We start from the raw sequence: 26,627 nt of genomic DNA, 5'->3' as shown, positions 1-26,627 counted from the left end.
CTTAAAACGCTATTGTAAGTTGCATGCACATGAATGACGAACATCGGAAAGCCGTATGAGGGAAAACCTCAAGTACGGTTTGATGAGGAGGGGCTGAATTTATTTTCAGTTCTTTACTCTAGTCTAGTGATGGTACGGGGAACCTTACCATAAGTGACGGCGAAATTTTTGATGTATTGTATTCTCCGCTGTCACATGTCATATCAATACATGCGGTAAAGAACACGTCCAACATTCTATCGGATAAAACTTTTCGCATGAACAAATTCTTTGCCGATCTCCATAACGGAGTTCTTTCCGCTTCTACCTAGGTCATAGTAGAAGTTCCCTTCGTGTTTTGCCAGCCATTGTTCTACCTCCACAGCACCACACGCTCCACTAAGCCCAAACAAAGGAGAACGTCCAATGCGGCGTTCTCCTTCTCGTCACACATGATCTTCCATTGCCTCTCTTGCTAATTGTTGCGCATAGGCTTCACCAGATGAGGATAAACGGTTCGATCAAGGTTTACAGATCGACTCTCAAGGTGCCCAGCATCTTGGCGAATTTCGGATCGTGGTAGGATAAGAAAAGACTTTCCCGCGTATCGAGGGTGAAAATTTGTTCAATATCGTCCGCGCTCAACTCAAAATCGAAAATGTCGAAGTTTTCCACAATCCGCTCTTTTCTCACCGATTTTGGAATTACAACGACTTCACGCTGAACAAGCCAGCGCAACACGACCTGGGCGACGGACTTGTTGTGTTTTTCTGCGATCGAGGCCAGCACTTCGTTGCCGAACATGTCGTTAAGTCCTTCAGCGAACGGTGCCCACGACTGATGTTGAACTCCCTGCTCTTTCATAAAAGCCGCGCTCTCAGTCTGCTGGTAGAACGGGTGCGTTTCGATCTGGTTGACGGCGGGCACGATTTCGTTATGTACGATGAGGTCCATCAGACGATCGGGCAGGAAGTTGCTGACACCGATCGCCTTGGCCTTGCCTTCGCGGTACAGGTCTTCTATCGCACGCCAAGCGCCGTAGTAATCGCCGAACGGCTGGTGGATAAGGTACAGATCGAGATAGTCGAGCTGTAGCTTCTTCAAGGATTTGGCAAACGCCAGCTTGGCACTCTCGTAGCCGGCATCCTGAACCCAGAGCTTGGTTGTGATGAACAGCTCCTCACGCTGTACGCCGCTGCGCTTGATCGCACGTCCGACTGCTTCCTCATTCAGATAACCGGCGGCTGTGTCGATCAGACGGTAACCAGCCATCAGCGCTTCATATACCGCATTCTCGCATTCTTCAGCATCGGGAATCTGGTAGACACCGAAGCCGATGATCGGCATTTTCACTCCGTTGTTCAATGTTACGGTTTGCATTGTAACTCCTCCTAGTGTTCAAATGTAAAACGGCAAACGACCGCGAATCCCAGGAATCGGACACCTCAGCGAGGATTTCGCTTACGGCCGATTTGGATTACAATAAGCCTATCGCCTTCGTGTTACACGAAGTCAAGCCGTCTCTCAAAATTTTATTTTTCAAGGAGGGTTACACATGCAAACGGTCAAAGAAGCCGCCCAGATAACGGGACTCACCGAGCACGCTGTGCGCTTTTACACGGATAAAGGCCTGGTGCCAAGCGTACAGCGCAATCAAAACAACATTCGGATGTTCGACGAAGAATCGATCAACTGGCTGCATGGCGTCAAATGCCTCAAGCAATCCGGGATGCCGATTGAAGTCATTAAAATGTACGTCGACCTCTGTCTCGAAGGGGATTCGACCATTCCGCAACGCTACACACTCATGATGGAGCATAAAGAAGCGGCGCTCGTTAAGCTCGAAGAAGCCAAGCAGCACGTTGCTCATTTGGAACAAAAAACCGCCCTATATCAGGCCATTCTGGAGCACCGCTCTCCAGACACAACCAATCCCGGCAACTGGGACAAAATTCAGCATATGCATTGTGACGTATTTTACTCGCCCTCTTTTCGGAAGGCGTGAGAGAACGGATACAATAGATGAATCATCGATAATAATGCATTCTGTGGACATAAACATAATGTCGGGGTGTGTGAGGTCTGTTCAACTGAGTTCGATCCTGATTGGGAAGGTTTAGTTGATGAGGAAACGGGACTTGAGTTGTGCGAGTACCACTCTGATTCGGACAATTACGATTAGTGAAAAGGGCATACTTGTTTCCGAAGGCACCCAACTCGGGTGCCTTTCGATTTCGCTCTATAGATGATACGGAGAACCGTATCATAAATAGGGCAAAAGCCCGTGTCTACTTTGTACGTGCACAGAAAGTACTCCACTTAAGATAATGGTTGACGGCGAATGAAAGCGATGTTATCTTGAGATTAATTAATTAAATCGATTTAAAAGGTGATTTTTATGATGAGCAATGGCAACGGTCATACGACGATGAAGGATGTCGCTAGGTTGGCTGGGGTATCTCCTGCAACGGTTTCATTGGCTCTCGGCAATGATCCTCGCGTTAATATTAAGACTCGCGAACTCGTTAGAGAGGCGGCGGATAAACTACGCTATATCCCCAATGAGATAGGAAGAAGTCTTCGATCCCAGAAGACGGAGACAATCGCGCTAATCATCCCGAACACGTCGCATCACGTATTCTCTCATCCCTATTTTGCCAAGCTTTTGGAAGGGATCACCGAGGTGCTGAACGAAAACGAATACAACTTGCTTCTATCCACGACTGCGGAAGAGAGTGACGAGCAATCCGCGTACGAGAAGGTGCTTCGAAACCGAAGAGCCGACGGTGTTATCGTATCCTCAGCCTCGTTGTATGATCGGAATTTCCTGCGCTTGGTCGACTCCGGTTTTCCGGTCGTGTACCTTGGGCCATGGTCTAACAATGACATCTATACTGTCGAGAGAGACGATGTAACGGGAGCGTTCTCTGCGACGAATCACCTGCTGAAGCTTGGTAGGCGTAAGATCGTCCACTTCACAGGCCCATTGAACCACCAAGTCTGGCGAGATCGGTTGGAAGGGTATCGGCTAGCCCATCAACAGAATCAGATATCTATTAACGAGGAGCTCGTTATCGAGAAAGATTTATCCGTGCAAGCGGGATATGAAGGGGTGGCGGAACTGCTCGATCGTCAGATCCCTTTCGATGCTTTATTCGCGGGCAACGATTTGATGGCCATTGGGGCGATGAAGCAATTGCTGGAGAGAGGGATTAAGGTTCCGGAACAAATCTCGGTAGTGGGATTCGACGATATCGATATGGCTAGCATGTTTCATCCGACGTTAACGACAGTACACCAGCCCATGAAGCAAACCGGTATCCTTGCGGCACAGAAATTACTTGGTGTTTTGAATGGGCGAGAGGACATCGAGAAGAAAACGGTGCTGCAAACGAAATTAATGATCAGGGAATCTTGCGGAGGGTAAAAAAATCTTCCGTAATTTTTTATTCAAAATTTAAATCGATTTAAATTTAAGGAGGTGATAGCCTCTCAAGCCATAGAATCGTTAACTTAGGTAAAGAAATGGCACCATGGGAAGTTAAGTTAAATGGGGAGGTAGCAACATGAAAATTAAAGGTTACGGGAAAATGACAGCGCTCGCGATGGTTACATCAATGATCGTCTTATTAACTGCGGCTTGCGGCAACGGCTCGAACAATAAAGGCAACGCCGGAAGCTCGCCGAACTCGGAGGCAAGAGCTGTTACCGGGGAGAGGGTCGAACTGACCTTTTGGAACGGATTCACGGGTCCAGACCGTCCGGCTTATGAAGCTCTAGTACAAAAGTTCAACGATTCCCAACCTAACATTCACGTTAAGATGGACATTACGCCATGGGATACGTTGCTGGCCAAGCTTCCAACCTCTTGGATGACAGGCGAAGGACCCGATATGGCAGCATTCAGCTACTCTTTAATTCCAAAGTATGCCAAATCGAATCTGATTCTTCCGCTCGATGAGCTTTACAAAGGCGATCTGACGGAAGAAATGTTCCCGCAGGGGCTTACGGAAGTATTGAAATACGAAGGCAAGTGGTATGCGGCACCTGCGAACTTCGCGACGCTGATGCTGTATTACAACAAAGATTTATTTAAAGCAGCGGGACTTGATCCAGAGAAGCCGCCAACGACCTGGGCTGAATGGCAGGATGCCATCATAAAGACGACGAAGACGTCCGGAAATGACAAGCAGTACGGGCTTGTGCTTGCGGATCATGCCACGATTCCAATGTGGCCAATTTTGGTTTGGGGCAACGGCGGAGACTTCGAAGCCGAAGGGCAAAGCAAGATGCTTGATCCGAAGACGGTCGAGGCTTTCAAAGTATGGTCCGATCTCGTTAACAATAAAGAGATAACGCCAACCGGACTGACGGGCGCTGAAGCGGATAAATTGTTTCAGTCCGGCAAAGCGGCGATGGAAATGAACGGTCCTTGGATGACGGCGGGCTACACTTCCGCGGGTCTTAACTACGATGTGGCCCCAATTCCGGTCGGACCGGGGGGACCGGTTACGCTAGCTGATTCCGTAGCTCTAGTAGCTGGCAAGAACACCAAGCATAAAGCCGAAATCTTAGCATTCATGAAGTTCTGGAATAGCAAGGAATCACAGGAGTACTTATCGTTAAATAGCGGCTTCCCGCCAACTCGAACCGATATGCTTGATAACGAGAAACTCAAGGAGAACGCCTTCGTGCCGAAGTTTGCTGCCACGTCTTCAAGTGCCCGTTTTTACTTATCCGGACTTGAAAATTACGCGAATATTAATGATGAAGCGATTGTTCCCGCTATTCAATTCATAACGATAAATAAAAAGATTGTCGAAGAAGTGCTGCAGAATGCGGACAAGACATTGTCCGGGCTGCTATCGGGAAAATAAGCATTCGAATTTGAGTGGAATGGAGCCAGCCTGAAGGGTTCGGCTCCATTCAGAAATGAGGGAAACCCATGCATGCAAAGCGGGGGAAATGGTTTCTCGGGCAGGAAAAGACGGCGCTCTACTTCCTTCTTCCTTCTTTTCTCGTCCTGGGATTGTTCGTATTTTGGCCGATTATAAATTCGTTTATTTTAAGCTTCTATAATTGGAACTTATTCGACGCTATGCATCCTTTCGTCGGATTGGGTAACTATCGTGCGCTCATGCAAGATGAGAGGTTCTGGAATTCCGTCCGGCAGACGGGCTATTATACGCTGCTGTCCGTTCCATTAGGAATCGTGCTTTCGCTATTGTTGGCTGTCTTGATCAACTTGCCGCTTCGCGGGATGACGTTTTTCAAAGCGATCTACTTTTTGCCTGTTATCTCATCTTTCGCTGTCATCGCGATTATTTGGAGCTTTTTGCTCGATCCTGACATCGGGCTGATTTCGCATTATTTTCAAGAATGGGGTATCCCGGTTAAAGATTGGCTGCGAAATCCCGTTTGGGCAATGCCGGCTGTTATCATGGTCGCAGTCTGGAAAAATATTGGTTTTAATATGGTTATTTTTCTTGCCGGCCTACAGGAAATCCCGGAATCGGTATACGAGGCATCCAAGCTGGACGGGGCAGGCCCTGTAAGAAGGTTCTGGAGCGTAACCTTGCCAATGCTGCGTCATACGCTGCTATTTGTCGTCATTATATCGATCATTTCCTCCTTCCAAGTATTTGACCAGGTGTACGTCATGACCCGGGGAGGCCCGGTGTTCAAGACGGAAACAATCGTTTATTTCATCTATCATTATGGCTTCGAGGAACTGGATATGGGTTATGCATCCAGCGCATCCGCGTTGTTGTTCGTAGTCGTGCTTCTTATTACGTTGTTGCAACTGCGGATATTCAAATTTAACGAAACAAACTAGAGGGTGAAATAAATGAGGCAAGTTGCTGGCAGATCGGTTTCGTACGTTCTCCTTTTTCTTGCAGCAGTCGCAATAGCATTCCCGTTCTTATGGATGGTGCTGACTTCCTTGAAGCCGGAAAACGAAATCGTGAGTTTCCCTCCGACTCTGTGGCCGGACACGTTTACTTTGTCTGCGTATCATGATGTCTGGAGTCGGATCCCGTTTATGCAATATTTAAAAAATACGGTTTTGTTCGCCGGCGGCGTGACCTTAGTGTCGTTGCTGCTCGATTCGTTGGCTGCGTATGCGTTTGGCAGACTTCAATTCCGCGGAAAAAACCTATTGTTTGTGTTAGTGCTTGTTGCGTTGATGATTCCGGTTCAAGTTACGATGATTCCGCTGTTTATCATGCTGAACAAATTCGGTTGGATCAACACCTGGATCGGTCTAATTCTGCCACGCGCAACGAACGCATTCGGCATCTTCATGCTACGCCAATTTTTTATCGGACTTCCCAAAGAGCTGGACGAATCGGCTAGAATCGACGGCTGCTCCGAATTCCGAATATACTGGAACATTATTTTGCCGCTTGCCAAGCCTGCGCTGGCTAGCTTGGCGTTGTTCCATGTGATGTACAACTGGAACGATCTGCTGTGGCCGCTAATTATGACCAATAACAATACCCTTCGGACGCTCCCTGCGGGATTGGCGTTGTTCATGGGACAACATGTGGTCGAATACGGCGTGTTGACTGCGGGAGCGTCGTTGGCGTTAGCCCCGCTGGTTATCGCTTTCCTGATGGCACAGAAATATTTCATTCAGGGCATAGCCTTTACCGGAATTAAATAAATAGGAGTGGACCCGATGAGAGAGAAAGAACCATGGATATGGGCGCTTGGCATAGAGGATACGTTTATCGGTCAAACGAACAGACAAGAGAGAACGCTGGATGAATACGAACTGACGCAGCACTACCGATTCTGGAAAGAAGACTTAGACGCTGCCCGTGCTACCGGCGCAACGATGATCCGTTACGGCATTCCATGGTATAAAGTGGAGCCGGAGCCTGGCGTTTTCGACTGGTCGTGGGTGGATCCGGTGATGAAGGATTTTACCTTGCACCCTGAAATGACGCCGATTATCGATCTGATGCATTACGGGACTCCGCTTTGGCTCAAGAACGAATTCATGAACGGACAATATCCGCAACGAGTCGCATCGTACGCCTCGGCTTTCGCCGAGCGGTACGGAGAGCTTGTCCGTTACTTTACTCCGCTGAACGAGCCGTACATTAATGCAGAGTGGTCCGGCTGGACGGGCACTTGGCCGCCCTATATGAAGGGTCATTTGGGATTCGTGCAATTGATGAAGCAGTTGTCCAAAGGGATCATTCTTACGATGGAGGCGGTTCGGAAACAACGAAGCGATGCGCTGTTCGTGCATGTGGAAGCGTCAAAGCTGTTCGTAACGAGCGATCCATCGCTTACGAAAGAAACCGCCTTATGGAATGAGATCCGTTACATGATGTGGGAACTGATTCAAGGATTAGTCGGTAAGGGTCATCCGCTGTATGCTTGGCTTATTGATCAAGGCATGACCGAAGAAGATTTCTCCTGGTATCGGGAGCGCGCGGTGGAACTTGACATCGTAGGCATTAATTACTACCCGCAATTCTCCGTTAACGAGATTACACGGGAAACGTTGGATCGGGAGCTCGTTCCTTCGGTCATTCCCGGAACCGGCGAGCATTTGATCCAAATCGCAGAAGATATTTACAGGCGCTACAAGAAGCCTGTTTTCATAACCGAAACAAGCTACAAAGGAACCATCGAGCAACGCATCGACTGGATGGAGGAGTTATTCGTCTCCTGCAGGAAAATAGCGGACAGGGGCGTCGATCTGATCGGCGTGACTTGGTTCCCGTTCCTCGATATGGTGGACTGGCCTTATCGAAACAACGACCAGACGCTAGAGGAGAATATCGTTACTTTCGGATTGGTTACGTTGGAGCAGCAAGCTGACGGGACCTTGAAGCGAGTGAAGAACGCCGCGTGCGATAGGTTTGAGGAAGAAATCCGACGTTCCCGAATCGGCGCTTCAACGGAAGAGGAAGGGGCTTGATAAGCATGAACCCTACTCCTATGCCCAGACCGGAGTATCCGCGTCCGCAGCTTCAACGTCGGGAGTGGATCAGCCTGAACGGAGATTGGGAATTCGCTTATGACGACGATAGAGTCGGGGATCGGGATAAATGGTACGTTCAAGAAAAGCCCTTTGAACGAACGATTCGCGTCCCCTTTGCCTACCAGAGCCCTCTCAGCGGAATTGGCGACACCGATTTTCACGATTTGGTCTGGTATCGTAAAAGGTTCGACGTTCCGGAAGGATGGAGCGGCCGGCAAATCGTCATTCACTTCGGTGCGATAGATTATGAGGCGCACGTATGGATCAATGGACATTTAGCGGCAATCCATGAAGGTGGGCATACTCCTTTTCATGCCGATATTACCCATTTTCTGAAAGACGAAGGAAATATCATTGTCGTTCGCGCCAGGGACGATAGTAAGGATTTGACGTTGCCTCGTGGCAAGCAGTATTGGGAAGAGAAGTCGGCAAGCATTTTCTATACTCGGACAACCGGCATTTGGCAAAGCGTCTGGCTGGAACCGGTTAACCCTGTTCATTTGGCTAAAGTAAAATTCAAGCCGGATATTGACCAGAACGATATCGAGGTGCGAATGTTTACGTCCGGCTTGACTGGACAACAGGACGTTCGGATGAGGTTATGCATTAGTTTTCAAGGCGAAGCAGTAGCGGAAGAATGCTTTACGGTGAGAAATCGGGAAGAGACGCGTACGATCCGGCTTCATGATTTTAACGATCACGGTCTAGGTCGTTGGTGGACCCCCGAGCAACCGAACCTTTACGATATTACGCTTCAGCTTCTCGTAAACGGAATCGAGACCGATCGGTGCGATAGTTACTTCGGCATGCGTAAGGTGTCCATCGAGAATGGAAAGTTCAATTTGAACAACCGTCCATACTTCATGCGTTTAGTGCTTGATCAAGGTTATTTTCCAGATGGCATACTCACTCCGCCTTCCGAAGATGCGGTTCTTAAGGATATTGAGCTAACGAAGGCGATGGGCTTTAACGGGGTACGGAAGCATCAGAAAGTGGAAGATCCTCGCTTCCTATATCAATGCGATCGTCAGGGATTGCTCGTATGGGGAGAATGCGCTAATGCCTACAGTTATTCGGAAGAATATGTTCGTAAATTTACGAGAGAATGGCATGAGATTGTAGAACGGGATTATAATCATCCCTCGATTGTTGTTTGGGTTCCTCTGAACGAGAGCTGGGGCGTGCCCAATATTCAAGTCGATAGCAGGCAGCAACAGCACGGGCTGTCTATGTATCATCTTCTGAAGTCACTAGACGATACGCGTCCAGTTGTTTTCAACGATGGATGGGAAATGATGCAGACTGATTTAGTTTGTATTCATGATTACGAGTGGAAGGAAGAGGTGCTTACAGAGCGTTATGCGACGGTTGAAAGCGCGGTGAACGCCATGCCTGCCAATCGAAGGATATTCGTTGGAGGAGTTCTTTACGAGGGACAACCGATTCTCGTTACTGAGTTCGGGGGTATCTCTTATCAAAAGAGCGATTGGGAAGGCTGGGGGTACTCAGGAGCGGATAACGAGGAAGATTTCCTGCAGAGGTTACGGGCGGTCATAGGACCGATGTGTATGTCGCCGATCATACAAGGATTTTGTTATACCCAATTAACCGATGTAGAACAGGAAATTAACGGGTTACTCACTTATGACCGTATACCGAAAGCGCCGATTGAGATCATTCGGAAACTCGTTAAAGGAGAATCTTAGTTTTGAGAGATGATGTCCTTACAGGCATCATCTCTTTTTCAATCTTTGATACTTTAGAGTCTGAGGGTTCCCTTGCATACGAGAATACTGAGATTATAAAAAATATCACTGCAGCGTATCGGTTTGACAAGAAAGTCATGGAAGTAAAAGAACTCGAAAATCTATAAGATCAACGAAAGAGGATGGCCCTTCAGTTTGTCATTACAGAATAGCGCAAGAGCACTTTCAGATCATCTTCTGGAAGTGCTCTCTTGCTTATTACAGACTGAAGTCGCATTCTAACGAGGCTTTGGTCGGGGCAAAAACTCCACCTGGGCTGGTTCTGATCAGGGTGGAGCTATTGTTATGATTCTAAAAGAACATACATAACTCGAAATAAGGAGCTATCATCATGACAAGCAATTCTCACAGTGTTCCTGCTGTAAGTACGGATAGAGAGAGGGAGCGTACTCGCCTTTCCAGAAGAGGACTTCTCGTCTTCTTTGCTATACTTATCCCCTTCTCCACGCTAGGCTATGTGCTGGCAATGAAGTCCGAGATCTTTGTCTTATTCTTAATGTGGGCACCAGGATTGGCCTCTATCCTAGCGCGTGTGCTGCTGCGTGAAGGAGCAGCGGATATTTCCTTGAAGATAGGGGGGCGGCTTGCACGGAGGACATTGCCTTTTATTCTGTTGTTTCCAGTAGTTATTGGCCTGGTCGCATACGGAACGGCTTGGATAACGGGGCTGGTGGAATACGTCACTCCGGACACGTTCATCAAGGCTTCGCCTGCGATTACATTCATAGCCATGTTACTTTTGCAAATGATTGTCGGCACCGCGGTCGGTCTGATTGGAAGCGTGGGAGAAGAGCTTGGCTGGCGGGGTTATATGCTCACCAGGCTGATCGACGCGCGCATTCCCTACCCGATGCTGATCAGCGGAATCATCTGGGGGCTATGGCATCTTCCTGTGATGATAGCCGGGAATTATAATTCCGGTCCCTACCCCGCGCTGTCCGTTCTCCTATTTATGATCTCGATCGCTTCTTTCGGCTACATCATTGGACGTATGCGATTGAAAACCGGCAGCGTATGGCCTGCAGTCTTCCTGCATGCATCCTGGAATGCGGTAATCCAGGATGTCTTCGATGCTTTCTCGCAAGGCAAGAACGCACTGCTCTGGACGGGAGAGTCGGGAATTCTGGTGGCGTTTGCGTTGCTGGCTACGGCATGGTTTATTTCGAGGAGGCCTATGAGTAGGCTTAGCAACCGACGTATTGCATGAATGAAAATTTGACGATTTATATGAATCGTGATATATTTTAACCCATTAAAAACAATAGGATTAGTCCCTTTTTTACATGATATAAGCTTTCCAGACAACTGGTAGCTCTTAGAAATCTTGCTCAGTGGGCAAGGTTTTTAAGAGCTTTTTCTATGCTTTTCACAGTGGATAACATGCGGACGCAAAAGGAGAATACAAACAATGAAGTCTGTAGTTATGAGAGATATTGGAGGACCGGATTGTTTAGTCGTGCAGGACGTTCCAAAGCCTAAACCCAGTCTTGGCGAAGTGCTGGTAAAAGTAACAGCGACGGGAATTTGCTACCATGATCTATTGGACAGAGCCGGTAAGCTGCATGGACCGCAGGCAGGGAGTATTTTGGGACATGAAGTGGCTGGAGAAGTAGTAGAGTTAGGACAACAAGTGAGCGGCCTTCAAATCGGACAACCGGTCGTGCTCTTCCATCGGATGTTCTGTAATCAATGTCAATATTGCTTAAGAGGCCGCCAAGATCTATGTAGAAATAGTGGCATTCTTGGCTCTAACCGCCCGGGAGGTTATGGGGAGTATGTCTGTGTCCCGAGCAGGAATGTTATTCCTGTTCCTGCAAATATTCTGCCAGAAGCTGCAGCACTAGCTGTATGCCCAATCGGTACTAGTGTGAGAGCCGTCGTGACAGTAGCAAATGTACATCCCGGGGACACCGTGCTCATCACCGGTGCAAGCGGAGGTCTCGGACTTCATCAGATTCAAGTAGCCAAAAGCAGAGGTGCGAGAGTCATCGGGATTACATCTTCCGCTTCCAAAGAAGAGATCATTAGATCAGTTGGCGCCGATGAAGTCGTTATAAGTACGGATCTTAAGTTCTCTGCAGAAGTATGGCGGCTTACGGGAAAGCAAGGTGTTCAAGCGGTGCTTGAAAATGTAGTAAGCTCCACTTTTGGCGAATCCTTGCGGTGTCTTGCCCCGAACGGAATTGCGGTTGTGCTGGGTAATACAGAGATGAAGAAAGTCGAGCTTGATCCAGGGCTCGTTATTAGTCGACGGTTGCGTATTGAAGGGTCGGGTAATCCAACGCTGCAAGATGTTCAGCGTGCACTTCATCTCATAAGCTCTGGGCAAGTAAAGCCTATTATTGATCGAATCGTTCCCTTTTCCTGTGCCGCAGAGGCCCATTCCATTCTGGAGCAGCGTGGCGTATCCGGCAGGATCGTAATGAAGGGATGGAGAGAACATTGAATCTATCTTATTATTTCAACCGATTTGCCCGTCAAGCTCCTAATAAGCCGGCTCTGGTTGATCAGGATGGGGTAACTTGGACAAGGTCTCAATTCGTATCCAGAATAAATAGAGTTGGCAATGCGCTTATCGGATTAGGGCTAAATCTAGGTGATCGTGTGGCGTTATTGCATGATGACAGTCGACAGTATCTTGAGGCAGATTATGGCGTGATGGCAGGAGGACTTGTCAGAGTTCCGCTCGATCCTCGCTTAAGCCGAGAACAAATCGTATCTCAACTTAAAGATGCCGGCGCTAGCGCGATCATCGTAAGCAAGAAGCATCTGGAGATGATCACGGCTGTCTGCCAAGAGTTAGGCCATATTATCGTAGTATCGACAGATGGGAAGTCGGGAGAAGCTTTGGACTACGAGGAGATTCTTAAGCTGGCGAGTCCTATCTGGTCAAATCCGATAAAGCATGATACTCTCGCAAGCCTTAACTATACGGGGGGAACGACAGGTCAACCTAAGGCGGTCATGCTGAATCACTCTAACTTATGTCAAATCATATCAAATGCGTTAATAGGAAGACCCGTTGTGTCGAGCGATGTCTTCCTTAATGTAAGGCCTCTCTGGCCGATAGCAGCCATCAATAACTTGTTTCATCTATTTGGCGGTGCACTCGTAGTATTAGGCGGAAAGTTTGAAGCCGAGCAGTTAGGTAAGCTTGTAAGTAAGCATCGAGCTACCGCAACCTCCTTGGTCCCTACACAGCTTGTGAGGCTATTGGATGGCGGTATTGTACAGGCTGAGTTAGCTACATTGCATACGATTGATATCGGAGCGGGTGCCGTCCAGCCGGATGTGTTCCGCTCCTATCTGGAATTGTTAGGTCCGAAGATTGGCGTGTTATATGGACTGACGGAGGCATCGTGGACCTGTTATTTGTCTCCTAAGGAGTTTACCTTAGATAAGGAACGTTCTGAACGGTTAATTCGAAGCGCTGGTCGTGAGATGCTGGGTTATCGCGTAACCATTCAGAACGAGGATGGGCAAGAACTGCCGCCGCATTCAGACGGAGAAATCGTTATCCAGGGTTCAAACCTCATGCAGGGTTACTGGAACCAGCCTGATCTTACGAATGCCGTACTCTACAATGGCGAATTTCATACGGGTGATCTAGGTCATCTGGATGAGGAGGGTTACTTGTATGTGGTAGGCAGGAAGAAAGAGGTCATACGCAGCGGCGGAAGCTCTATCCTGCCTCAGGAGGTTGAACATGTGCTGGTAAAGCATCCGGCTATTGTTGAAGCGGCGGTGTTAGGGGTGGCCGATCGGGAATGGGGAGAGAGCGTGAAGGCATTCATTGTACTCCGGCCAGGTCATTCCGTAACATACCAAGAGATCTCCGATCATTGCCGTGAGCATCTAGCCAGCTATATGAAGCCTAAATGGATCGAGGTTGTGGAAAGTCTGCCCCGGTCCCATTACGGCAAAGTATTAAAGCACTTGCTGGTCGGAGACCAAGCATCTGTGACGGGCAAACTGCTGCCATAATACTGTAGGAAAAAAGGTGAAGAAGTGGAACAAACCAATAAGGATTTGGATAAGTATCTGCTTGAAATCAAAGACAAACATGAACAAATACCGTTCTGGAAATACATAGGGATGAAGGTGGAGTCCGTATCGGAAAATAACTCTGTCATCTCCCTCCAGATTAACCCTGAGATTCATACGAATTCACATGCAACGACTCATGGAGGTATTTATGCTTCATTATTGGATAGCGTAATGGGGCTCACAATCAAATCACTTGAATCTAATCCGGTCGTAACGACCCAATTGTCGATCCATTTCCTCTCAAGTGCAAGCAAGGGAACAATTACAGCAATAGGTAAGGTCGTTCATAGAACGAACAGTACATTCACGACCCAGGGAGAGGTTAAGGATCAAGAGGGTAATTTATTGGCCTATTCAACGGCTAGCTTTCTAAAAATAAAAAAATAGGTCTACAAAGATAACAGCCTTCGTTTGGAGTAGGTTACTCCGAACGAAGGCTGTTATTCTCTATCTACTATTATTTATTGCCGAGTTCTTTTTGAGCAGCTTCTAAGAAAGAGGAGTTAATGACTTGACTAAGATCAATTTCTTTTTCGATCAAGCCCCGCGATTTATACCAATTGAAATCTAATTCAAGCGATTCTTGATTGATTTCTCCGGAGGCATTGAGTCCGGCAGGGGCCATTTTCTCATAGAGATCAGCTTCTTTTACAGTAGTGTACTTTGTTAAGATGCTAACGATCTCATCGTAGCCTTCTTTCTTGAAGAAGGCATTATTGTAATCTTGAACCCCTTGTAAATAGGCAACCATAAAATGATTAGCTGCTTCAGGATCTTCCTTAGCGAATTTGTTGGAATAGAACAGTACGCCTGTTTGCGCATTTGGGATAACATCATTTACGCCTTTCCAATTCACGGCAAGACCGTTTTCTACATATCGAGCAACGAACGGCTCGGGAATAATGCCTACATCAATAGCGCCGCTTCCGAAAGCCGTTCCCATGTTAGGGAAGGTCATCTCAATCAGCTCGATGTCGTCAAAGGTAAGACCGCCTTTTTCTAGGGCAACAGACAGATGAGCGGCGTTGGAACCCGTTGCGGAGACAATGGCGATCTTTTTGCCGCGCAAATCCTTAAAGTCTTTGATCTCGCCTGAATCGATCAATTCCTTGCGGACTAAGAAAGCTACATAATTGCTGTCGCTGCCGACATGGCCTTTGTCTGCGACAATTTGAATATCATAGCCACGGCTAAGCGCATTGTAGAATCCGGCGCTTACTCCGCCGCCGCCTACCTCGATTTGACCTGCGGTGAGCGGAGTAATCATCGCAGCCCCGGTCTCGAAAGCGACATCCTCTACATCAAGGTTTTGTTGTTTGAAATAGCCCTTCTCCAGAGCGATGTAGATAGGTGCATCAGCTAATGCTTTTAAAGTTCCGACCTTAATTTTAGTTGGCGCTTTGGCCGGCTCGTTCTTCACTGGCGATGAAGTTTGAACAGGTTCGGAAGTATTCTTGGCCGCATTGTCGTTAGTAACGTTTTTATTCGCTGTACCGCAGGCAGCTACGAGCAGGAGCCCAATAAGGCAAACACTAAATAGGAGGTTTTTTGTCAATTTTTTATGCATGGTGATCACTCTCCGGGTTTATTTTTGTTGGAAGTATTTCTGTTTTCTGTGAATGCACGCGCACGATCGACGAAGCCGGCGGCTTGTTCGATACCTAAGCGCTCTCGATCAATATCGGCAGTATGCGCCAATACGATGTCATGTATAGCGATTCGAGCTAAACGGGTTGTAGCCTGAACGCCCGGCGTTGGCAGACCAGCAATCTTAACAGCTAATTTTTCAGCCTCTTCCAGTACGTCTCCATCTACGATGCGGTTAATTAAACCGATACGTAAAGCCTCTTCTGCTGTAATCGTCTCGCCAGTAAGGAGCAGCTCCATCGCATAACCAGTAGGAATAATTAGCGGAAGTCGAACGGCGCTAATTCCAGAGAGCATACCGTGCTTAACTTCCGGAAAACCCAGCACGGTATTCTTCGCAGCGATACGAATATCGCAGTGGATGGCTAACGTTAATCCCATCCCGATAGTGTAACCATGCAATGCGGCAATAACGGGCTTATCCAAAGGTCTCGTTAAGCTAGGCAGTGCCCGCTGAAGGCCGTTGGTAGATATGATGTTTCCTGTTTGCGACATTTCTTTAATATCCGATCCAGCACAGAAAGCGCGTGATCCTGTACCTGAGAGCAGGACGGCACGCACCTCGGGGTCTTCCGCAATATCGTCCCATATCTCGCCTAGCCGGAGCTTTGCTTCAACATCTAATGCGTTTAGTTTATCCGGCCGATTAAGGACGACGGAGGCAACGCCATCTTTTCGTTTTTCATAGATTACCTTGTGGTTCATAGACGATCACTCCCAGTCAAACATGTTTGCGCCAAGGTAATAATTTCGCTTCCAGCCCATCTAGAATTAACAGCGTGATAAACCCTAGAAATGCAATTACGATCAGTCCGACATACATTTGCTCGATGGAGAACACTTGCCACGAGTTCCAGATCAAATAACCGATTCCGGATTTGGCGCCGACAAATTCTGCCGCTACGATGAGAAGAAACGCAGTACCCCAGGCCAGCTTAATACCTGCGAAGATAACGGGTAAGGCTGAAGGTAATACGATCGTACGGAAAATGGTTAACCGGCTGGCGCCGTATTCTTTGCCTACTTCCGTGAAGATGGCGGGCACTCCCATCGCTCCGGTCATCGTATTCACGACCAGAATGAAGAAAACGCCTATTGCAATCACAGCGTATTTGGAGGCTTCACCCAACCCGAAAATATAGAGGAGCAACGGTAAAATCGCCAGCTTTGGAATCGGATAGATCGCCGCTACAATCGGATTCAGCAGGGAGCGAATGACCGAAGACTGCCCCATTAGAATACCGATGATGATACCGGGTATTCCTCCAATCGCGAAGCCGACCAGAACACGGGTGAGGCTCGCAGTCACGTCTTTTAGGAGCTGCCCGTTCTCGATAAGCTTCCAAAACGCTACGGCGATTTGAGAAGGCATCGAAAAAAAGCGAGTATCTATCCAACCTTGCCTTGAAAGTATCTCCCACAACAACAGTAAGAAAAATGGCATTGCGATGGAGAGGGAGTGATGTAAGATCTTGCGATTTCGATTCGCACGCAGAATTTCTCTGCTTATATGGGCTGTCCCGTCTTTGGATGTTAGGTCTGGGCTCATGTTGAATCCTTCTTCCTCATTCCTGATTGGTATATAGACCATCAAGCTGATTAGCTGTAACTACCTCGTCCTTAAGCAGCTCCCATAGATGGGATGTGAGTGCGTAGAATTCCGGTGTTGTCGTCAATTGATGATATCTTGGACGCGGGAAGTTCACGGTTACCTCTGCCTTGATTCGACCAGGGTGCGCAGAAAGAACAATAACTCTGTCGCCTAGCAATACTGCCTCTTGGAGACTGTGAGTCACGTAGACAACTGTTTTTTTGTTCTCGTCCCAGATGTGCAGCAGCTCTTCCTGCATTAAGAGCTTGGTCTGCTCATCCAGCGAGGCGAACGGCTCGTCCATCAGAAGCACTTCAGGATCATTGGCAAAAGCACGGGCAATACTGACACGCTGCTTCATACCGCCTGATAGCTCATGGGGATAAGCTTGAGCAAACTTCGTGAGTCCAACTTTAGCGATAAACTCATTCGCCCTTTCTAATGCAACCCGCCGGTTTACGCCACGAACCCGCAGACCATAAGCGACGTTATCAATCACGCGCATCCAAGGAAAGATCGAACGCTCCTGAAAGACCATCGAATGAAGAGGACGATCGGAATTCGATGCGGCTATTTTCACTTCTCCGAAACTTGGCGTCTCTAACCCGGCTAATATGCGAAGCAAGGTTGTTTTACCGCATCCGCTAGGTCCTACAATGACGAGAAACTCGCCGTCACGTACGATGAGGTTGGTCTTTGTCAACGCGGTGGTCAATTTATTGTCTGATACAAAGACCTTGCCAACGTTGCTGATCGTAATTTTGGCTGCATTGTCCTCTGACTCTAATGCTGGCACATCTAGACTAGACTCTGTATGTCCACGAATTGTTGAAGACAAGATTTTCACTCCTCAGGTCCTTACACAAGGTTGATTCGTATCTTCACCTTGATTTGGTTTCAACTAATTTCCACACGGCTTCGGTCAGCGACTCCTTGGGATAATTCTCATACTGAACGGCGAGGGCTTGTACGGGATCTCCCCAGAAAAATTGCTCTTGAATTTTTCGGCGAGTTGCAAGGGGACTTCCAACCAAGTCCCAAGCCAGCTTAATAAGCTTCGTTCGTTCTAAAGCCTCTCGATCTGCTCCGCGATAATAGTTGCGCAATAAATGACCGATCGGACCATTAAATTCCTCAAGAGTTGCAGGATTCTGCAAGAGTGTATCCGAACCCACTTGCTGTAGAATCTCAATACTGCGCGGATAGAAGCGCGCACCTAGATTGCGTGCCGTATGAAGCGTTCTTTCGTCAGGCAACCATATATTCTCGTAGATTGGAGAAGAGCGGTGCTCAGCGGATAGGAGCAAGCCTTTAATGGCTTCCAGTTGGATAATCAATTCGCCCATTTTCTCTTGAACATGCAGCAGTGTTTTGACTTCACTCGCTGATGTCAGCGCATGACCTACGGCTGCAATAAATTCGAGATTGCTAAGCAAACGAACAACAGATTGATGCTGCGCCAAGGCTGCGGCAACAGGATCCTGTTGGACTTTCTTGATTGCCTCGGGATCACTCGCGATAAATACACGTTCCCAAGGAACCAACACGTCGTCAAAAATGATTACAGAATCCATATCCTCATAACGTCCGCTGAGAGGATGGTTTTCAATTTCCTTTGTCACGAAAGAATCACGGCAAACGATATGTACGCCAGGTGTATGGGCTGCAACGGCAAACATACTGCCATGGTGTTGATCCTCTCGTGATCGCGGGTCATAGAATGAGATGAGAATTTCGTCCACATAAGGAGCATTTGCCGCAGCCATTCTTGCTCCCCGTACAATAATTCCTTCCTTCGTTTCATTAACAACTCTCAATCGTGAATCAGAGCCGTCTAGCTTGGAAGGCAGATGCGATCGATTTTCCTGAGGATCGTGCGAGGCAATCGTACACAGAAGATCATTCTCGCTAACAAGCTTGTAATACGCCTCAAGCTTTCTTGAATAATGATTGCCAATTCCAATAAAGTTCCGACTCGCATAATGCCCAGTAAGCACCGATCGGGCATATTGGGACAGCCCATCCGTTACGCCAAATGTCGCATTCGCATAATATTTGAAAGCGTTATGTCGTCTGAATAAATCCTCTATAGATCTTGGTACAAGAAATGCCATATTCGTACGAGACGTATTATCCTGGTTGGTATAACTCAATTCTTCGCAAGTTTCGGGGGTCGTCTGTTTATTTAGCAGATCGGCGATCGTTCGTGTCGTCTCCGCGAAGACAGGATGCTTCGCTACATGATCAATGACTTGATTCCTTAACCAGACCTTTCGGCCATCATTTATCCGTTGCAAATACTGTTCCCCTAAATTCATCTACGGCGTCACTCCCTCCAGCGGAATTCCAGAACTGCTCTAGGCGTTCCTCTAAAGCTTTTTTGTCGGATGCAAGGTACTGAATGGCATACATTCGCGAAGGATCGCCTGCATACAATCGTTCGTACAGCTCATGGCGAGAAGCGAGCGGACTTCCAACGATATCCCATGCTATTTTGAACAGCTTGACCTTCTTAGCGGCGGAAACGTTAGCTCCTCGATAGTAGGTCTCTATGTAGGCTTGAATTTCTCCACTATTCTCAACGGTCGTTGATGGTGTTTGGGTATAGCCGCCGGCTCCAATTTGCTGCAAGATTTCTATCGCTCGTGGGTAAAATCGCATTCCCAGGTTTCTTGCTGTTTGCAATGGAACGGAAGAGGGGATTAACATGCCGAATTGATCTCTTCTGGTTGTCACTTCGGAGGCGTGCATCAGACCTTTAATCGTTTCTACCTGCGTTATTAATTCGCCTAGCTTCTCTTGTACATTCAAAAAGGTATGGACACCAATCGATTCTGCTATAGCAAACGCTATGCCGGTAATGAATTCTAACTTGGATACTAACCGAACGACGGTTTGATGAAAGGTAAGCGCGTTGGATTTCAGTGTGTTATAGAACTTCCAGACAGCTTCCGGATGATCATGCAGCAACACTCTTTCCCATGGTATGAAGACATTATCGAAAACAATGACCGCATCCATTTCGTCAAATCGAGCGCTTAACGGGTGTTCATCCATGTTCGTTGAGGCATATGATTCACGACAGATCATATGAATGCCCTCAGCATTTAAGGGTACGATCAAAGCATGCGCATACTCGGGATTCGTGTCTTTTACCTGATAGTTAGGGGCAATAATTAAATCGTGGGCATACGGAGCACCGGTAGCAACCGTCTTGGCTCCTTTGATATATATGCCTTCGCTTGTTTTGCGTACAATTCTTAAATGTGCATCGAGATCGCTTGCCCCGACCGCATCCTTCGATCGATCGATTTGCGGATTTCCGAAAGCTTGAATAACGAAGCGGTCTTCATCCCTAGCAAATTCGTAGAACTGACGAATTTTGTCGGGATACTGATTATCATACTCACGGAACATTTCACTGGTGGCATGCCAGCTTGTAATGAGTGTGCGTGCGAATTCGGATAAGCGACTCATTACTCCATAGGTGGCATCTGCCCATATTTTGAATGCCTCATTTCGCTGCCTTAAATGCTCCTGCGTTGTTGGCACTAAAAAGGCATTGTGTACGTATTCCCCTGTTGTTGGGCTCCGGAAGCCGATTTTCTTCTGCATCACAGGATCGCTCAACATATCGAACAGATTCTCGAGTGTACCTAATGCTCCGGTAAATGCAGGATGCGTAGTGATATCCTCCACTTTTTTTCCATCTAGCCAGACGCTACGTCCGTCCTTCAAGCTTTCAACGAAACGCTTTCCTCTTGTGTTCAAACGAATGGTCACCATCCTTCATGTTGTATTTGAATACAAAAAAAGACACATCTGTCCCATGAATGATAAATGGCAGAGTGTCTCCGGTGGTCCGGTAGATCGCATTTCGCTGTATTCCTATTAAATTTCTTGGTTAATAGGTGTCATGTTATCATCGGCTGTTTTAATTGTCAACACTCCCGGCCGTAGGAACGCACATTCGAATCGTAGAAACGCACCTGTGAATCCCTGTATTGGACTCGTATAATAAGCGGATTACCACTTTATAGGGGATGCGCGTTATGTTTTTTCTGAAGGCCGTTCAAACGAACATCAAGCAATTCATGCAGTATCGGAATAGCTTCCTCATCTCGATCGCCATCCACCCGTTTATCCTTCTCGTGAACATTTTCCTCTACCGCAGCATATTCGCTCACAACGGCACGGAGGAGATCAAGGGTTATACCCTCTCCGAAATGATCTGGTATACGGCAGGCATCACCTTCGTCTGGATCTTCATTTGGAACTTCGCCGAGAGAAGAATATCCGACTATATCGTGACGGGAGACTTGAGCATTCATCTCTTGAAGCCGATCAATATATTCTGGTTCGAATTGTATTCGGCCGTCGCCTTGCGCATAACCGGCATTTTGCTGGAGTTCGTGCCGGATCTTATCATCTACAGCTTGATCTATCCGCCGGATTTCCTGACCGCGCTGTCGCTGCTGAAATTCGTCGTGGTCTGCATTATGAGCTTCTGTCTGTTTTTCCTGATCAATTACTTGATCGGTATGACGGCTTTCGCGCTCAAGAGCAACAGCGGTTTGAACGAATTTGTCTACATCTCGATGAACCTGCTCGGCGGCGGCCTGATCCCGCTTGATTTCTACCCGGCGTGGCTTCAGCGGGTTTGCGACTTTTTGCCATTCAAATATATTTTCTACTATCCGATTCAAGTGTTCCTGAACAAAGACAGCGTCAGTTCTTGGGGCTCATGGGGAGAAATCGTGCTTGCGCAACTGGCGTGGATTATCGGCGGTTTCGTCTTGTGCCACCTGCTGTGGAAAGTCGCGATTCGGAAGTTCTGCGCGGTGGGAGGTTGATGGCGTCGTATGACGGCTAACATAACGGGATTGCTGAAGCTGTATTATTGGAACATGAAGCTGAGCGTGTCGCGCTCGATGGCGTACCGGTTCGACTTTGTGATCGGGGTACTGACGTCGATTTTATTTTCCGGGACGGCTCCGTTCCTCCAGTATATATTCTTCACGCAGACGAAGGGGTATCCGGGCTGGAACTTGGACCAGATCATGTTGTTCCAAGGGCTGCTGCTCTTATGGCTCGGCTTGCGACAGACACTGTTCGGCAACGTCATGAACGTCGCCCACGGACTCGTGCGCAAAGGGGATTTTGACCGGCTGCTCGTGAAGCCGTATCCTCCGCTTGGCGTGCTGCTGTGCAGCGGATTTAACTTGAAGGGCATCGGTTCGCTCATTTCCGGCTGCGTTCTGACGGGGTACGCGTTCGCCAGGCTCGATCTCGTGCCGGGACCGGCGGAGGTGCTGCTCGCGCTCGCATCGTTCGCCTGCAGCATCGTGCTGTACATGGGGGTCATGACGTTGCTATGCACGATGGTCATCATGCTCGTCCAAGTCGGCCGACTGGAAGAGCTCGTCGAACGATTGCTCGGTTTCGGCGACTATCCGATCAACATCTATCCGAAGCTGCTGCAGAAGCTGTTCCTGACGGTTTTCCCGTTCGCGATCTGGGCGTACGTGCCTTCGCAGGCGCTGCTCGACCGGCTTGGTTCGGATAACGCGACTGCAGCGGTCGGTTGCTTCGCGGTATTCGCCATCAGCGTCTGGATCTGGAATCGCAGTTTGAATCGTTATACGAGCGCGGGGGGCTGACCGAACATGGCAGAGAACGATTATATAATCAACGTCATTGGATTGAAGAAGGCTTTCAAGGTGTCGAAAAGGGAAGAAGGCTTCGGCGCTGCGATCAAGTCGCTGTGGAGCCGCAACCACGAGACGGTGTATGGCGTAGACGGTATTGACATGAAGGTGCAAAGAGGCGAAATCCGCGGACTCATCGGCCCGAACGGCGCGGGTAAGTCGACGACGATCAAGATCCTGTCCGGCATTCTGCACCCGGAAGAAGGGCAGGTCAACGTCATGGGCTACGTGCCTTGGAAGGAGCGGCAGAAGTACGTCAAGAAGCTTGGCGTCGTGTTCGGCCAGAAATCGCAGCTATGGTGGGATTTGCCGCCGATCGACACCTACGCGCTGAACCGCGAGATGTACAAGGTGCCGCATAAGCGGTACTTGGAGCTCGTCGATTATTTCAAGGAGCTGCTGCAGATCGGCGACGTCGTCCATAAGCCGGTCCGGCAGCTGTCGCTCGGCGAACGGATGAAATGCGAATTCGTCTGCGCGATGCTGCATGAGCCAGAGCTCGTGTTCCTAGACGAGCCGACGATCGGGCTCGACATTATCTCGAAGGAGAACATACGCAAGTTCGTCAAGCAGGTGAATCAGGATTTGCGGACAACGTTTATTCTGACTACTCACGACATGTCCGATCTGGAGAACTTGTGCGAGAACGTGACGATCATTAACAAGGGGAAAGTCGTCTACGATAACGGCATGTCGCGGCTTGGGCATTATTTTTCGAAGAAAAAGCTCATCGACGTGCAGTTCAAGGAGCCGCTTGACCGCGGGAGATTGGACGAGTACACGCTGCTCTCCTCGGATGAATTGACGGCGACGATCGAACTCGATCTTGACGAAGATGATCTGCGCCAGTTTGTTTACGAACTGCTCGGCAAGCTGCCGGTACAGGATATCAACATTCGCAACATTCCGATCGAGGACGTTATTCGCGACATCTATACGGCATAATCGGGCATATCCCTCTTCACGGATGGATGATGACGGAGCCGGTTTTGTGACCCTGCTCGACGAGGCGGAAGGCTTGGGCAAGCTCGTGAAGTGGATAGATCGAATCGATCACGCCTTGAACCGCTCCCTGGGCTAATAACTCGCTGACGACGTCAACGTTGCCCGGTTGGTGGAGGACAATCCCGCATTTGACTTTCTTACCGCCGAACATTCGGGACCAGACGGATCGCGCAACAAGCGGGCCATTCAGGTAGGTAGTTGCATAGATGCCCTTATCCTTGAGCAGATGCTTAACGGTGCCGTAAGGCAGATGTCCGACCGTGTTAAAGATGATGTCGTATCGTTTGTTGCGGCTGCGAAAATCCTCCTGCGTATAGTCGATGACCTCGTCCGCGCCGATCTTTCTGACGAGTTCCAGATTTTTCGCGCTGCATACGCCGGTTACTTCGGCGCCGACATATTTGGCATATTGAACCGCGAATGTTCCGATCGCGCCGGAGGCGCCATGAATAAGCACTTGCTGATCTTTGCGAATATGACAAAGCTTCCGCAGAAAATGAAGTGCGGTATTGGCGCCAAAGGGCAAGGACGCGGCGGCATCGAAGGTTACGGACTCGGGGATTTTGCCAACGGACGCCTTTTCCGAAACCGTCATATATTCTGCGTGCGTATTCGTGGAGACGATCCCGAAGACGCGGTCATTCACGCGATATTTCGTGACCTTCGAACCGATGGCGGTGACGACGCCTGCAAATTCCTGCCCCAACACGCCCGTCTTGGATTTCATAAATCCGCCCAGCTTCGCTCGAACGACGTCTCCGGAAGCAACGGTCGTAGCATGGATTCGAACTAGAAGCTCATGATCCTTGGGGACGGGAAGAGGGAATTCTTTCGGAGAGAATGCATACTCTCTGCCATACTGCGTACATACCATCGCATTCATGGGGGCTGCTCCTTAACGTGATTTGTTTTCGCTTCGCCGCATCAATAAGCGTTTCTATGTGTACGTAAACGAGTATAACTCGTACCGGTGGAGGGCTCATTGATTTAAGTCAATTGGATCGGCGTTGTTGTCGCATCTTTGTGTACGGAGAAGATGGGCTGGATGAACGCGCAGCGTTTCGAGGCTTCCGGCGGCATGTTTCACTGATCCCGAAGTGGAATAATTCTTGCAAACAGGGCTGTCTCACGGATGGCCTTTAAAACTTGCCGTTACAGTCAGCGCGGAGAACCGTATCACAAGTGGTGGCGATAAAAATCAGTGTTTATGATTTTTAAAAGGCGATGAAAGAGTAGCGCCAGAAGGTGTTATAGAGAAAGTTTAATCCCTCTAGAGACGGGTTCTAGGGGGATTTTCGCATGGATTAATCCGACAATTTTATCCATTCTTGTGGTATTATTGTGGTGTGTGGGGAGATATGTATTCGTAAATATATTCGAACTAGTGTTATTTGCGAACTTCGTAAAATAGATGTTATAAGAAATCCCCGCTAAATCAAAAACATATGTTATGAGGTAATTCGATTGGAGAAGACAAATGCGAAAGTTTACTTCAGTATACATGGTGAGGAATTTCCAATTGAAAGAATATCAAATGGGCTGCAGTTACAATCAACCCATGAACATGTTAAAGGAGAAGAAATTCGAAGAAAACCAAATTCAAACGTTACATATACAAAAACAACTCATTGGAAAGATACCGCATGGGAAATTGGAACGGAGTATGAGGAAACACATGATCTCGATGAACAGATAAATCAAGTAATCAAACAACTAGAAGGAAAAGAAGAAATAATCAATCAAATATGTAAGACATATAACTTAGAATGTTATTTCATGTTAGTAATCAAAATAAATGAGGGAAATACACCCGCAATATCAATAAATAAAGATTTTATAAGAATGGCAAATAATATTGGAGCCGAAATTCATTTTGACCTTTACGCAAACCCTTACAAGTCTGAATTTGATGAATAATTCTTGCAAGTGATTCAAGAAGGCGGGGACATCTTATAACACCATATTCACGCTTCGAGCCATTCGGCCCTCGGTCCGCCCGAGGCATTTCGATGAAGTTGGATCAGGCGGACAACCCTGCGAACCTAACCGCGTCGCGGCCGCCCTGTTGGGGCTTAAGGTTCTCGGGTTCGTGAATACAACAACGTTATACGAAACATTGGCAAGAGATAATAAAACCAAAGAGAAGAAGATGATGATGAAACCTAATTATGAGGATTTAGGTCTCTCAATTACTATGGGTAAAGATTTAAGGGAATTAGTTGAAAGTCAATTAATTAAGGATTTGCTTCACTACCATTCAATCAGTGAGGACCTTTTCTTTGACTGGTCTGAAAGCTGTATTGAAGGTAAGTGTATATCTTATTTAGATGGATCATTAGATAGGTATTCTGGAATCATGGTATTCAATAACAGAAATGAGTTAGTTGCAGATGGCTGGATGGAATTTGAGTATTTGAAAGAACAAAATCATTTAATTGTATATTGGAATTATCTCGACATTTATAATGATGGAATTCAGATTGAAGTAATAACAAATGCAGAAATACCAGAGCACATTAAAAGGCATATTGAAGAACTTAAAGATGTAGAATTCTGACTGTATCTCAGGAAGGCCAATGCTTCGTATAACACCATATTCACGCTTCGGGCCATTCACCCCTCGGTCCGGCAGAGGTTAGAAGTGAATTCGGGGATGGATTTTCAGTAGCAGGGAAGCAGATTCAGCCGGACACATCCCTCCACCTAACCGCATCGCGGCCGCCCTTCGGGCTTAAGGTGGAGGGACGTCGTGAATACAAGAACGTTAGACGAAATTCTCCAAGAGCGGAGGAACAAATATGGATTTATTAGAGGAATCTTTGAAGCAAATCATAAACGGAAAACCTATTGGTGATTTTTATCCATATAACCTAGAAGAGTTT

At 47.8% G+C, this 26,627-nt stretch carries 25 protein-coding genes; 17 read left to right on the top strand and 8 right to left on the bottom strand.

Translation table 11 applies throughout. The features are described 5' to 3' along the window. Positions 1 to 507: 507 nt before the first annotated feature. A complete protein-coding gene (locus FPZ45_RS24775) occupies positions 508 to 1,359 on the bottom strand; it encodes an aldo/keto reductase (protein ID WP_144707340.1) in 852 nt (283 codons plus the stop codon). Between the two features lie 175 nt (positions 1,360 to 1,534). Between FPZ45_RS24775 and FPZ45_RS24770 the strand changes: the two genes are divergently transcribed. From FPZ45_RS24770 to FPZ45_RS24720, 12 genes are all read left to right on the top strand, one after another. Next, on the top strand, positions 1,535 to 1,984 hold the full coding sequence (locus tag FPZ45_RS24770) for a MerR family transcriptional regulator (protein WP_144707339.1): 450 nt from the start codon (positions 1,535 to 1,537) through the stop codon (positions 1,982 to 1,984). Between the two features lie 393 nt (positions 1,985 to 2,377). Further along, positions 2,378 to 3,406: a LacI family DNA-binding transcriptional regulator gene (locus FPZ45_RS24765; protein ID WP_144707338.1), complete on the top strand. Its 1,029-nt coding sequence runs from the start codon at positions 2,378 to 2,380 to the stop codon at positions 3,404 to 3,406. Between the two features lie 139 nt (positions 3,407 to 3,545). Next, the gene (locus FPZ45_RS24760; protein WP_144707337.1) at positions 3,546 to 4,856 is read left to right on the top strand and encodes an ABC transporter substrate-binding protein; all 1,311 of its coding nucleotides are present in this window, start codon (positions 3,546 to 3,548) and stop codon (positions 4,854 to 4,856) included. Between the two features lie 68 nt (positions 4,857 to 4,924). Next, positions 4,925 to 5,815 carry a carbohydrate ABC transporter permease gene (locus FPZ45_RS24755; protein ID WP_144707336.1) on the top strand — a complete coding sequence of 297 codons (891 nt, stop codon included), beginning with the start codon at positions 4,925 to 4,927 and terminating at the stop codon, positions 5,813 to 5,815. A gap of 12 nt (positions 5,816 to 5,827) precedes the next feature. Next, positions 5,828 to 6,646, top strand: a complete 819-nt coding sequence (locus FPZ45_RS24750; protein WP_144707335.1) for a carbohydrate ABC transporter permease — start codon at positions 5,828 to 5,830, stop codon at positions 6,644 to 6,646. Between the two features lie 15 nt (positions 6,647 to 6,661). Then, positions 6,662 to 7,918 carry a family 1 glycosylhydrolase gene (locus FPZ45_RS24745; RefSeq protein WP_144707334.1) on the top strand — a complete coding sequence of 419 codons (1,257 nt, stop codon included), beginning with the start codon at positions 6,662 to 6,664 and terminating at the stop codon, positions 7,916 to 7,918. Between the two features lie 5 nt (positions 7,919 to 7,923). After that, positions 7,924 to 9,687 (top strand): glycoside hydrolase family 2 protein, encoded by a 1,764-nt coding sequence (locus FPZ45_RS24740; protein WP_144707333.1) that lies wholly within the window; start codon positions 7,924 to 7,926, stop codon positions 9,685 to 9,687. Positions 9,688 to 9,689: 2 nt separating this feature from the next. Next, the gene (locus FPZ45_RS25485) at positions 9,690 to 9,854 is read left to right on the top strand and encodes a hypothetical protein (RefSeq protein ID WP_186438564.1); all 165 of its coding nucleotides are present in this window, start codon (positions 9,690 to 9,692) and stop codon (positions 9,852 to 9,854) included. 404 nt (positions 9,855 to 10,258) lie between these two features. Next, a complete protein-coding gene (locus FPZ45_RS24735) occupies positions 10,259 to 10,954 on the top strand; it encodes a CPBP family intramembrane glutamic endopeptidase (RefSeq protein WP_186438563.1) in 696 nt (231 codons plus the stop codon). 201 nt (positions 10,955 to 11,155) lie between these two features. Further along, positions 11,156 to 12,193 (top strand): alcohol dehydrogenase catalytic domain-containing protein, encoded by a 1,038-nt coding sequence (locus tag FPZ45_RS24730; RefSeq protein ID WP_144707331.1) that lies wholly within the window; start codon positions 11,156 to 11,158, stop codon positions 12,191 to 12,193. Further along, the gene (locus tag FPZ45_RS24725; protein WP_144707330.1) at positions 12,178 to 13,731 is read left to right on the top strand and encodes a class I adenylate-forming enzyme family protein; all 1,554 of its coding nucleotides are present in this window, start codon (positions 12,178 to 12,180) and stop codon (positions 13,729 to 13,731) included. The genes FPZ45_RS24730 and FPZ45_RS24725 overlap by 16 nt, the downstream gene beginning before the upstream one ends. A 24-nt stretch (positions 13,732 to 13,755) precedes the next feature. Beyond that, positions 13,756 to 14,181 carry a PaaI family thioesterase gene (locus tag FPZ45_RS24720; RefSeq protein ID WP_144707329.1) on the top strand — a complete coding sequence of 142 codons (426 nt, stop codon included), beginning with the start codon at positions 13,756 to 13,758 and terminating at the stop codon, positions 14,179 to 14,181. Positions 14,182 to 14,251: 70 nt separating this feature from the next. Here FPZ45_RS24720 and FPZ45_RS24715 read toward each other — a convergent pair whose 3' ends face one another. The 6 genes from FPZ45_RS24715 to FPZ45_RS24690 all read right to left on the bottom strand — a co-directional run bounded on the left by FPZ45_RS24715 (position 14,252) and on the right by FPZ45_RS24690 (position 20,803). After that, on the bottom strand, positions 14,252 to 15,361 hold the full coding sequence (locus FPZ45_RS24715; protein WP_144707328.1) for an ABC transporter substrate-binding protein: 1,110 nt from the start codon (positions 15,359 to 15,361) through the stop codon (positions 14,252 to 14,254). Between the two features lie 5 nt (positions 15,362 to 15,366). After that, positions 15,367 to 16,146: an enoyl-CoA hydratase/isomerase family protein gene (locus FPZ45_RS24710; RefSeq protein WP_144707327.1), complete on the bottom strand. Its 780-nt coding sequence runs from the start codon at positions 16,144 to 16,146 to the stop codon at positions 15,367 to 15,369. A 16-nt stretch (positions 16,147 to 16,162) separates the two neighbouring features. After that, positions 16,163 to 16,813 (bottom strand): ABC transporter permease, encoded by a 651-nt coding sequence (locus FPZ45_RS24705; protein ID WP_222430816.1) that lies wholly within the window; start codon positions 16,811 to 16,813, stop codon positions 16,163 to 16,165. Positions 16,814 to 17,006: 193 nt separating this feature from the next. Further along, positions 17,007 to 17,870 (bottom strand): ABC transporter ATP-binding protein, encoded by an 864-nt coding sequence (locus tag FPZ45_RS24700; RefSeq protein WP_342780095.1) that lies wholly within the window; start codon positions 17,868 to 17,870, stop codon positions 17,007 to 17,009. 43 nt (positions 17,871 to 17,913) lie between these two features. Then, on the bottom strand, positions 17,914 to 19,350 hold the full coding sequence (locus FPZ45_RS24695; protein ID WP_144707325.1) for a 4-hydroxyphenylacetate 3-hydroxylase N-terminal domain-containing protein: 1,437 nt from the start codon (positions 19,348 to 19,350) through the stop codon (positions 17,914 to 17,916). Continuing rightward, a complete protein-coding gene (locus tag FPZ45_RS24690; RefSeq protein WP_144707324.1) occupies positions 19,313 to 20,803 on the bottom strand; it encodes a 4-hydroxyphenylacetate 3-hydroxylase family protein in 1,491 nt (496 codons plus the stop codon). Before FPZ45_RS24690 ends, FPZ45_RS24695 begins: the two co-directional genes overlap by 38 nt. Before the next feature lie 281 nt (positions 20,804 to 21,084). Here FPZ45_RS24690 and FPZ45_RS24685 point away from each other — a divergent pair, with 281 nt between their 5' ends. Genes FPZ45_RS24685 through FPZ45_RS24675 form a run of 3 tightly spaced genes read left to right on the top strand, consistent with a single transcriptional unit; the run spans position 21,085 to position 23,685 of the window. Continuing rightward, positions 21,085 to 21,885 (top strand): ABC transporter permease, encoded by an 801-nt coding sequence (locus tag FPZ45_RS24685; RefSeq protein WP_186438562.1) that lies wholly within the window; start codon positions 21,085 to 21,087, stop codon positions 21,883 to 21,885. Positions 21,886 to 21,894: 9 nt separating this feature from the next. Then, positions 21,895 to 22,692: an ABC transporter permease gene (locus FPZ45_RS24680; protein WP_144707322.1), complete on the top strand. Its 798-nt coding sequence runs from the start codon at positions 21,895 to 21,897 to the stop codon at positions 22,690 to 22,692. Between the two features lie 6 nt (positions 22,693 to 22,698). Further along, positions 22,699 to 23,685: an ABC transporter ATP-binding protein gene (locus FPZ45_RS24675; RefSeq protein ID WP_144707321.1), complete on the top strand. Its 987-nt coding sequence runs from the start codon at positions 22,699 to 22,701 to the stop codon at positions 23,683 to 23,685. Between the two features lie 16 nt (positions 23,686 to 23,701). Here the strand turns inward: FPZ45_RS24675 and FPZ45_RS24670 are convergent, their stop codons facing one another. Beyond that, complete coding sequence (locus FPZ45_RS24670) at positions 23,702 to 24,628, bottom strand: NAD(P)-dependent alcohol dehydrogenase (protein ID WP_144707320.1); 927 nt, start codon at positions 24,626 to 24,628, stop codon at positions 23,702 to 23,704. A gap of 581 nt (positions 24,629 to 25,209) precedes the next feature. Between FPZ45_RS24670 and FPZ45_RS24660 the strand changes: the two genes are divergently transcribed. Together FPZ45_RS24660 and FPZ45_RS24655 are read left to right on the top strand one after the other, a co-directional pair. Continuing rightward, positions 25,210 to 25,662: a DUF4279 domain-containing protein gene (locus tag FPZ45_RS24660; RefSeq protein ID WP_144707319.1), complete on the top strand. Its 453-nt coding sequence runs from the start codon at positions 25,210 to 25,212 to the stop codon at positions 25,660 to 25,662. Between the two features lie 172 nt (positions 25,663 to 25,834). Then, entirely contained in the window at positions 25,835 to 26,302 is a 468-nt protein-coding gene (locus FPZ45_RS24655) for a hypothetical protein (RefSeq protein ID WP_144707318.1), read from the top strand. Positions 26,303 to 26,627: the final 325 nt, after the last annotated feature.

The sequence above is a fragment of the Cohnella terricola genome (assembly GCF_007786475.1).
In the GTDB taxonomy this organism is placed as follows: Bacteria; Bacillota; Bacilli; order Paenibacillales; family Paenibacillaceae; genus Cohnella; species Cohnella terricola.
This window is presented reverse-complemented; position numbering and strand designations above follow the sequence as displayed.

Excerpts from the sequence above, each read along its gene's own strand:
- FPZ45_RS24775 (WP_144707340.1), bottom strand. The coding sequence starts at position 1,359 with ATGCAAACCGTAACATTGAACAACGGAGTGAAAATGCCGATCATCGGC.
- FPZ45_RS24770 (WP_144707339.1), top strand. The coding sequence starts at position 1,535 with ATGCAAACGGTCAAAGAAGCCGCCCAGATAACGGGACTCACCGAGCAC.
- FPZ45_RS24765 (WP_144707338.1), top strand. The coding sequence starts at position 2,378 with ATGATGAGCAATGGCAACGGTCATACGACGATGAAGGATGTCGCTAGG.
- FPZ45_RS24760 (WP_144707337.1), top strand. The coding sequence starts at position 3,546 with ATGAAAATTAAAGGTTACGGGAAAATGACAGCGCTCGCGATGGTTACA.
- FPZ45_RS24755 (WP_144707336.1), top strand. The coding sequence starts at position 4,925 with ATGCATGCAAAGCGGGGGAAATGGTTTCTCGGGCAGGAAAAGACGGCG.
- FPZ45_RS24750 (WP_144707335.1), top strand. The coding sequence starts at position 5,828 with ATGAGGCAAGTTGCTGGCAGATCGGTTTCGTACGTTCTCCTTTTTCTT.
- FPZ45_RS24745 (WP_144707334.1), top strand. The coding sequence starts at position 6,662 with ATGAGAGAGAAAGAACCATGGATATGGGCGCTTGGCATAGAGGATACG.
- FPZ45_RS24740 (WP_144707333.1), top strand. The coding sequence starts at position 7,924 with ATGAACCCTACTCCTATGCCCAGACCGGAGTATCCGCGTCCGCAGCTT.
- FPZ45_RS24730 (WP_144707331.1), top strand. The coding sequence starts at position 11,156 with ATGAAGTCTGTAGTTATGAGAGATATTGGAGGACCGGATTGTTTAGTC.
- FPZ45_RS24725 (WP_144707330.1), top strand. The coding sequence starts at position 12,178 with ATGGAGAGAACATTGAATCTATCTTATTATTTCAACCGATTTGCCCGT.
- FPZ45_RS24715 (WP_144707328.1), bottom strand. The coding sequence starts at position 15,361 with ATGCATAAAAAATTGACAAAAAACCTCCTATTTAGTGTTTGCCTTATT.
- FPZ45_RS24710 (WP_144707327.1), bottom strand. The coding sequence starts at position 16,146 with ATGAACCACAAGGTAATCTATGAAAAACGAAAAGATGGCGTTGCCTCC.
- FPZ45_RS24705 (WP_222430816.1), bottom strand. The coding sequence starts at position 16,813 with ATGCCTTCTCAAATCGCCGTAGCGTTTTGGAAGCTTATCGAGAACGGG.
- FPZ45_RS24695 (WP_144707325.1), bottom strand. The coding sequence starts at position 19,350 with ATGAATTTAGGGGAACAGTATTTGCAACGGATAAATGATGGCCGAAAG.
- FPZ45_RS24685 (WP_186438562.1), top strand. The coding sequence starts at position 21,085 with ATGTTTTTTCTGAAGGCCGTTCAAACGAACATCAAGCAATTCATGCAG.
- FPZ45_RS24680 (WP_144707322.1), top strand. The coding sequence starts at position 21,895 with ATGACGGCTAACATAACGGGATTGCTGAAGCTGTATTATTGGAACATG.
- FPZ45_RS24675 (WP_144707321.1), top strand. The coding sequence starts at position 22,699 with ATGGCAGAGAACGATTATATAATCAACGTCATTGGATTGAAGAAGGCT.
- FPZ45_RS24670 (WP_144707320.1), bottom strand. The coding sequence starts at position 24,628 with ATGAATGCGATGGTATGTACGCAGTATGGCAGAGAGTATGCATTCTCT.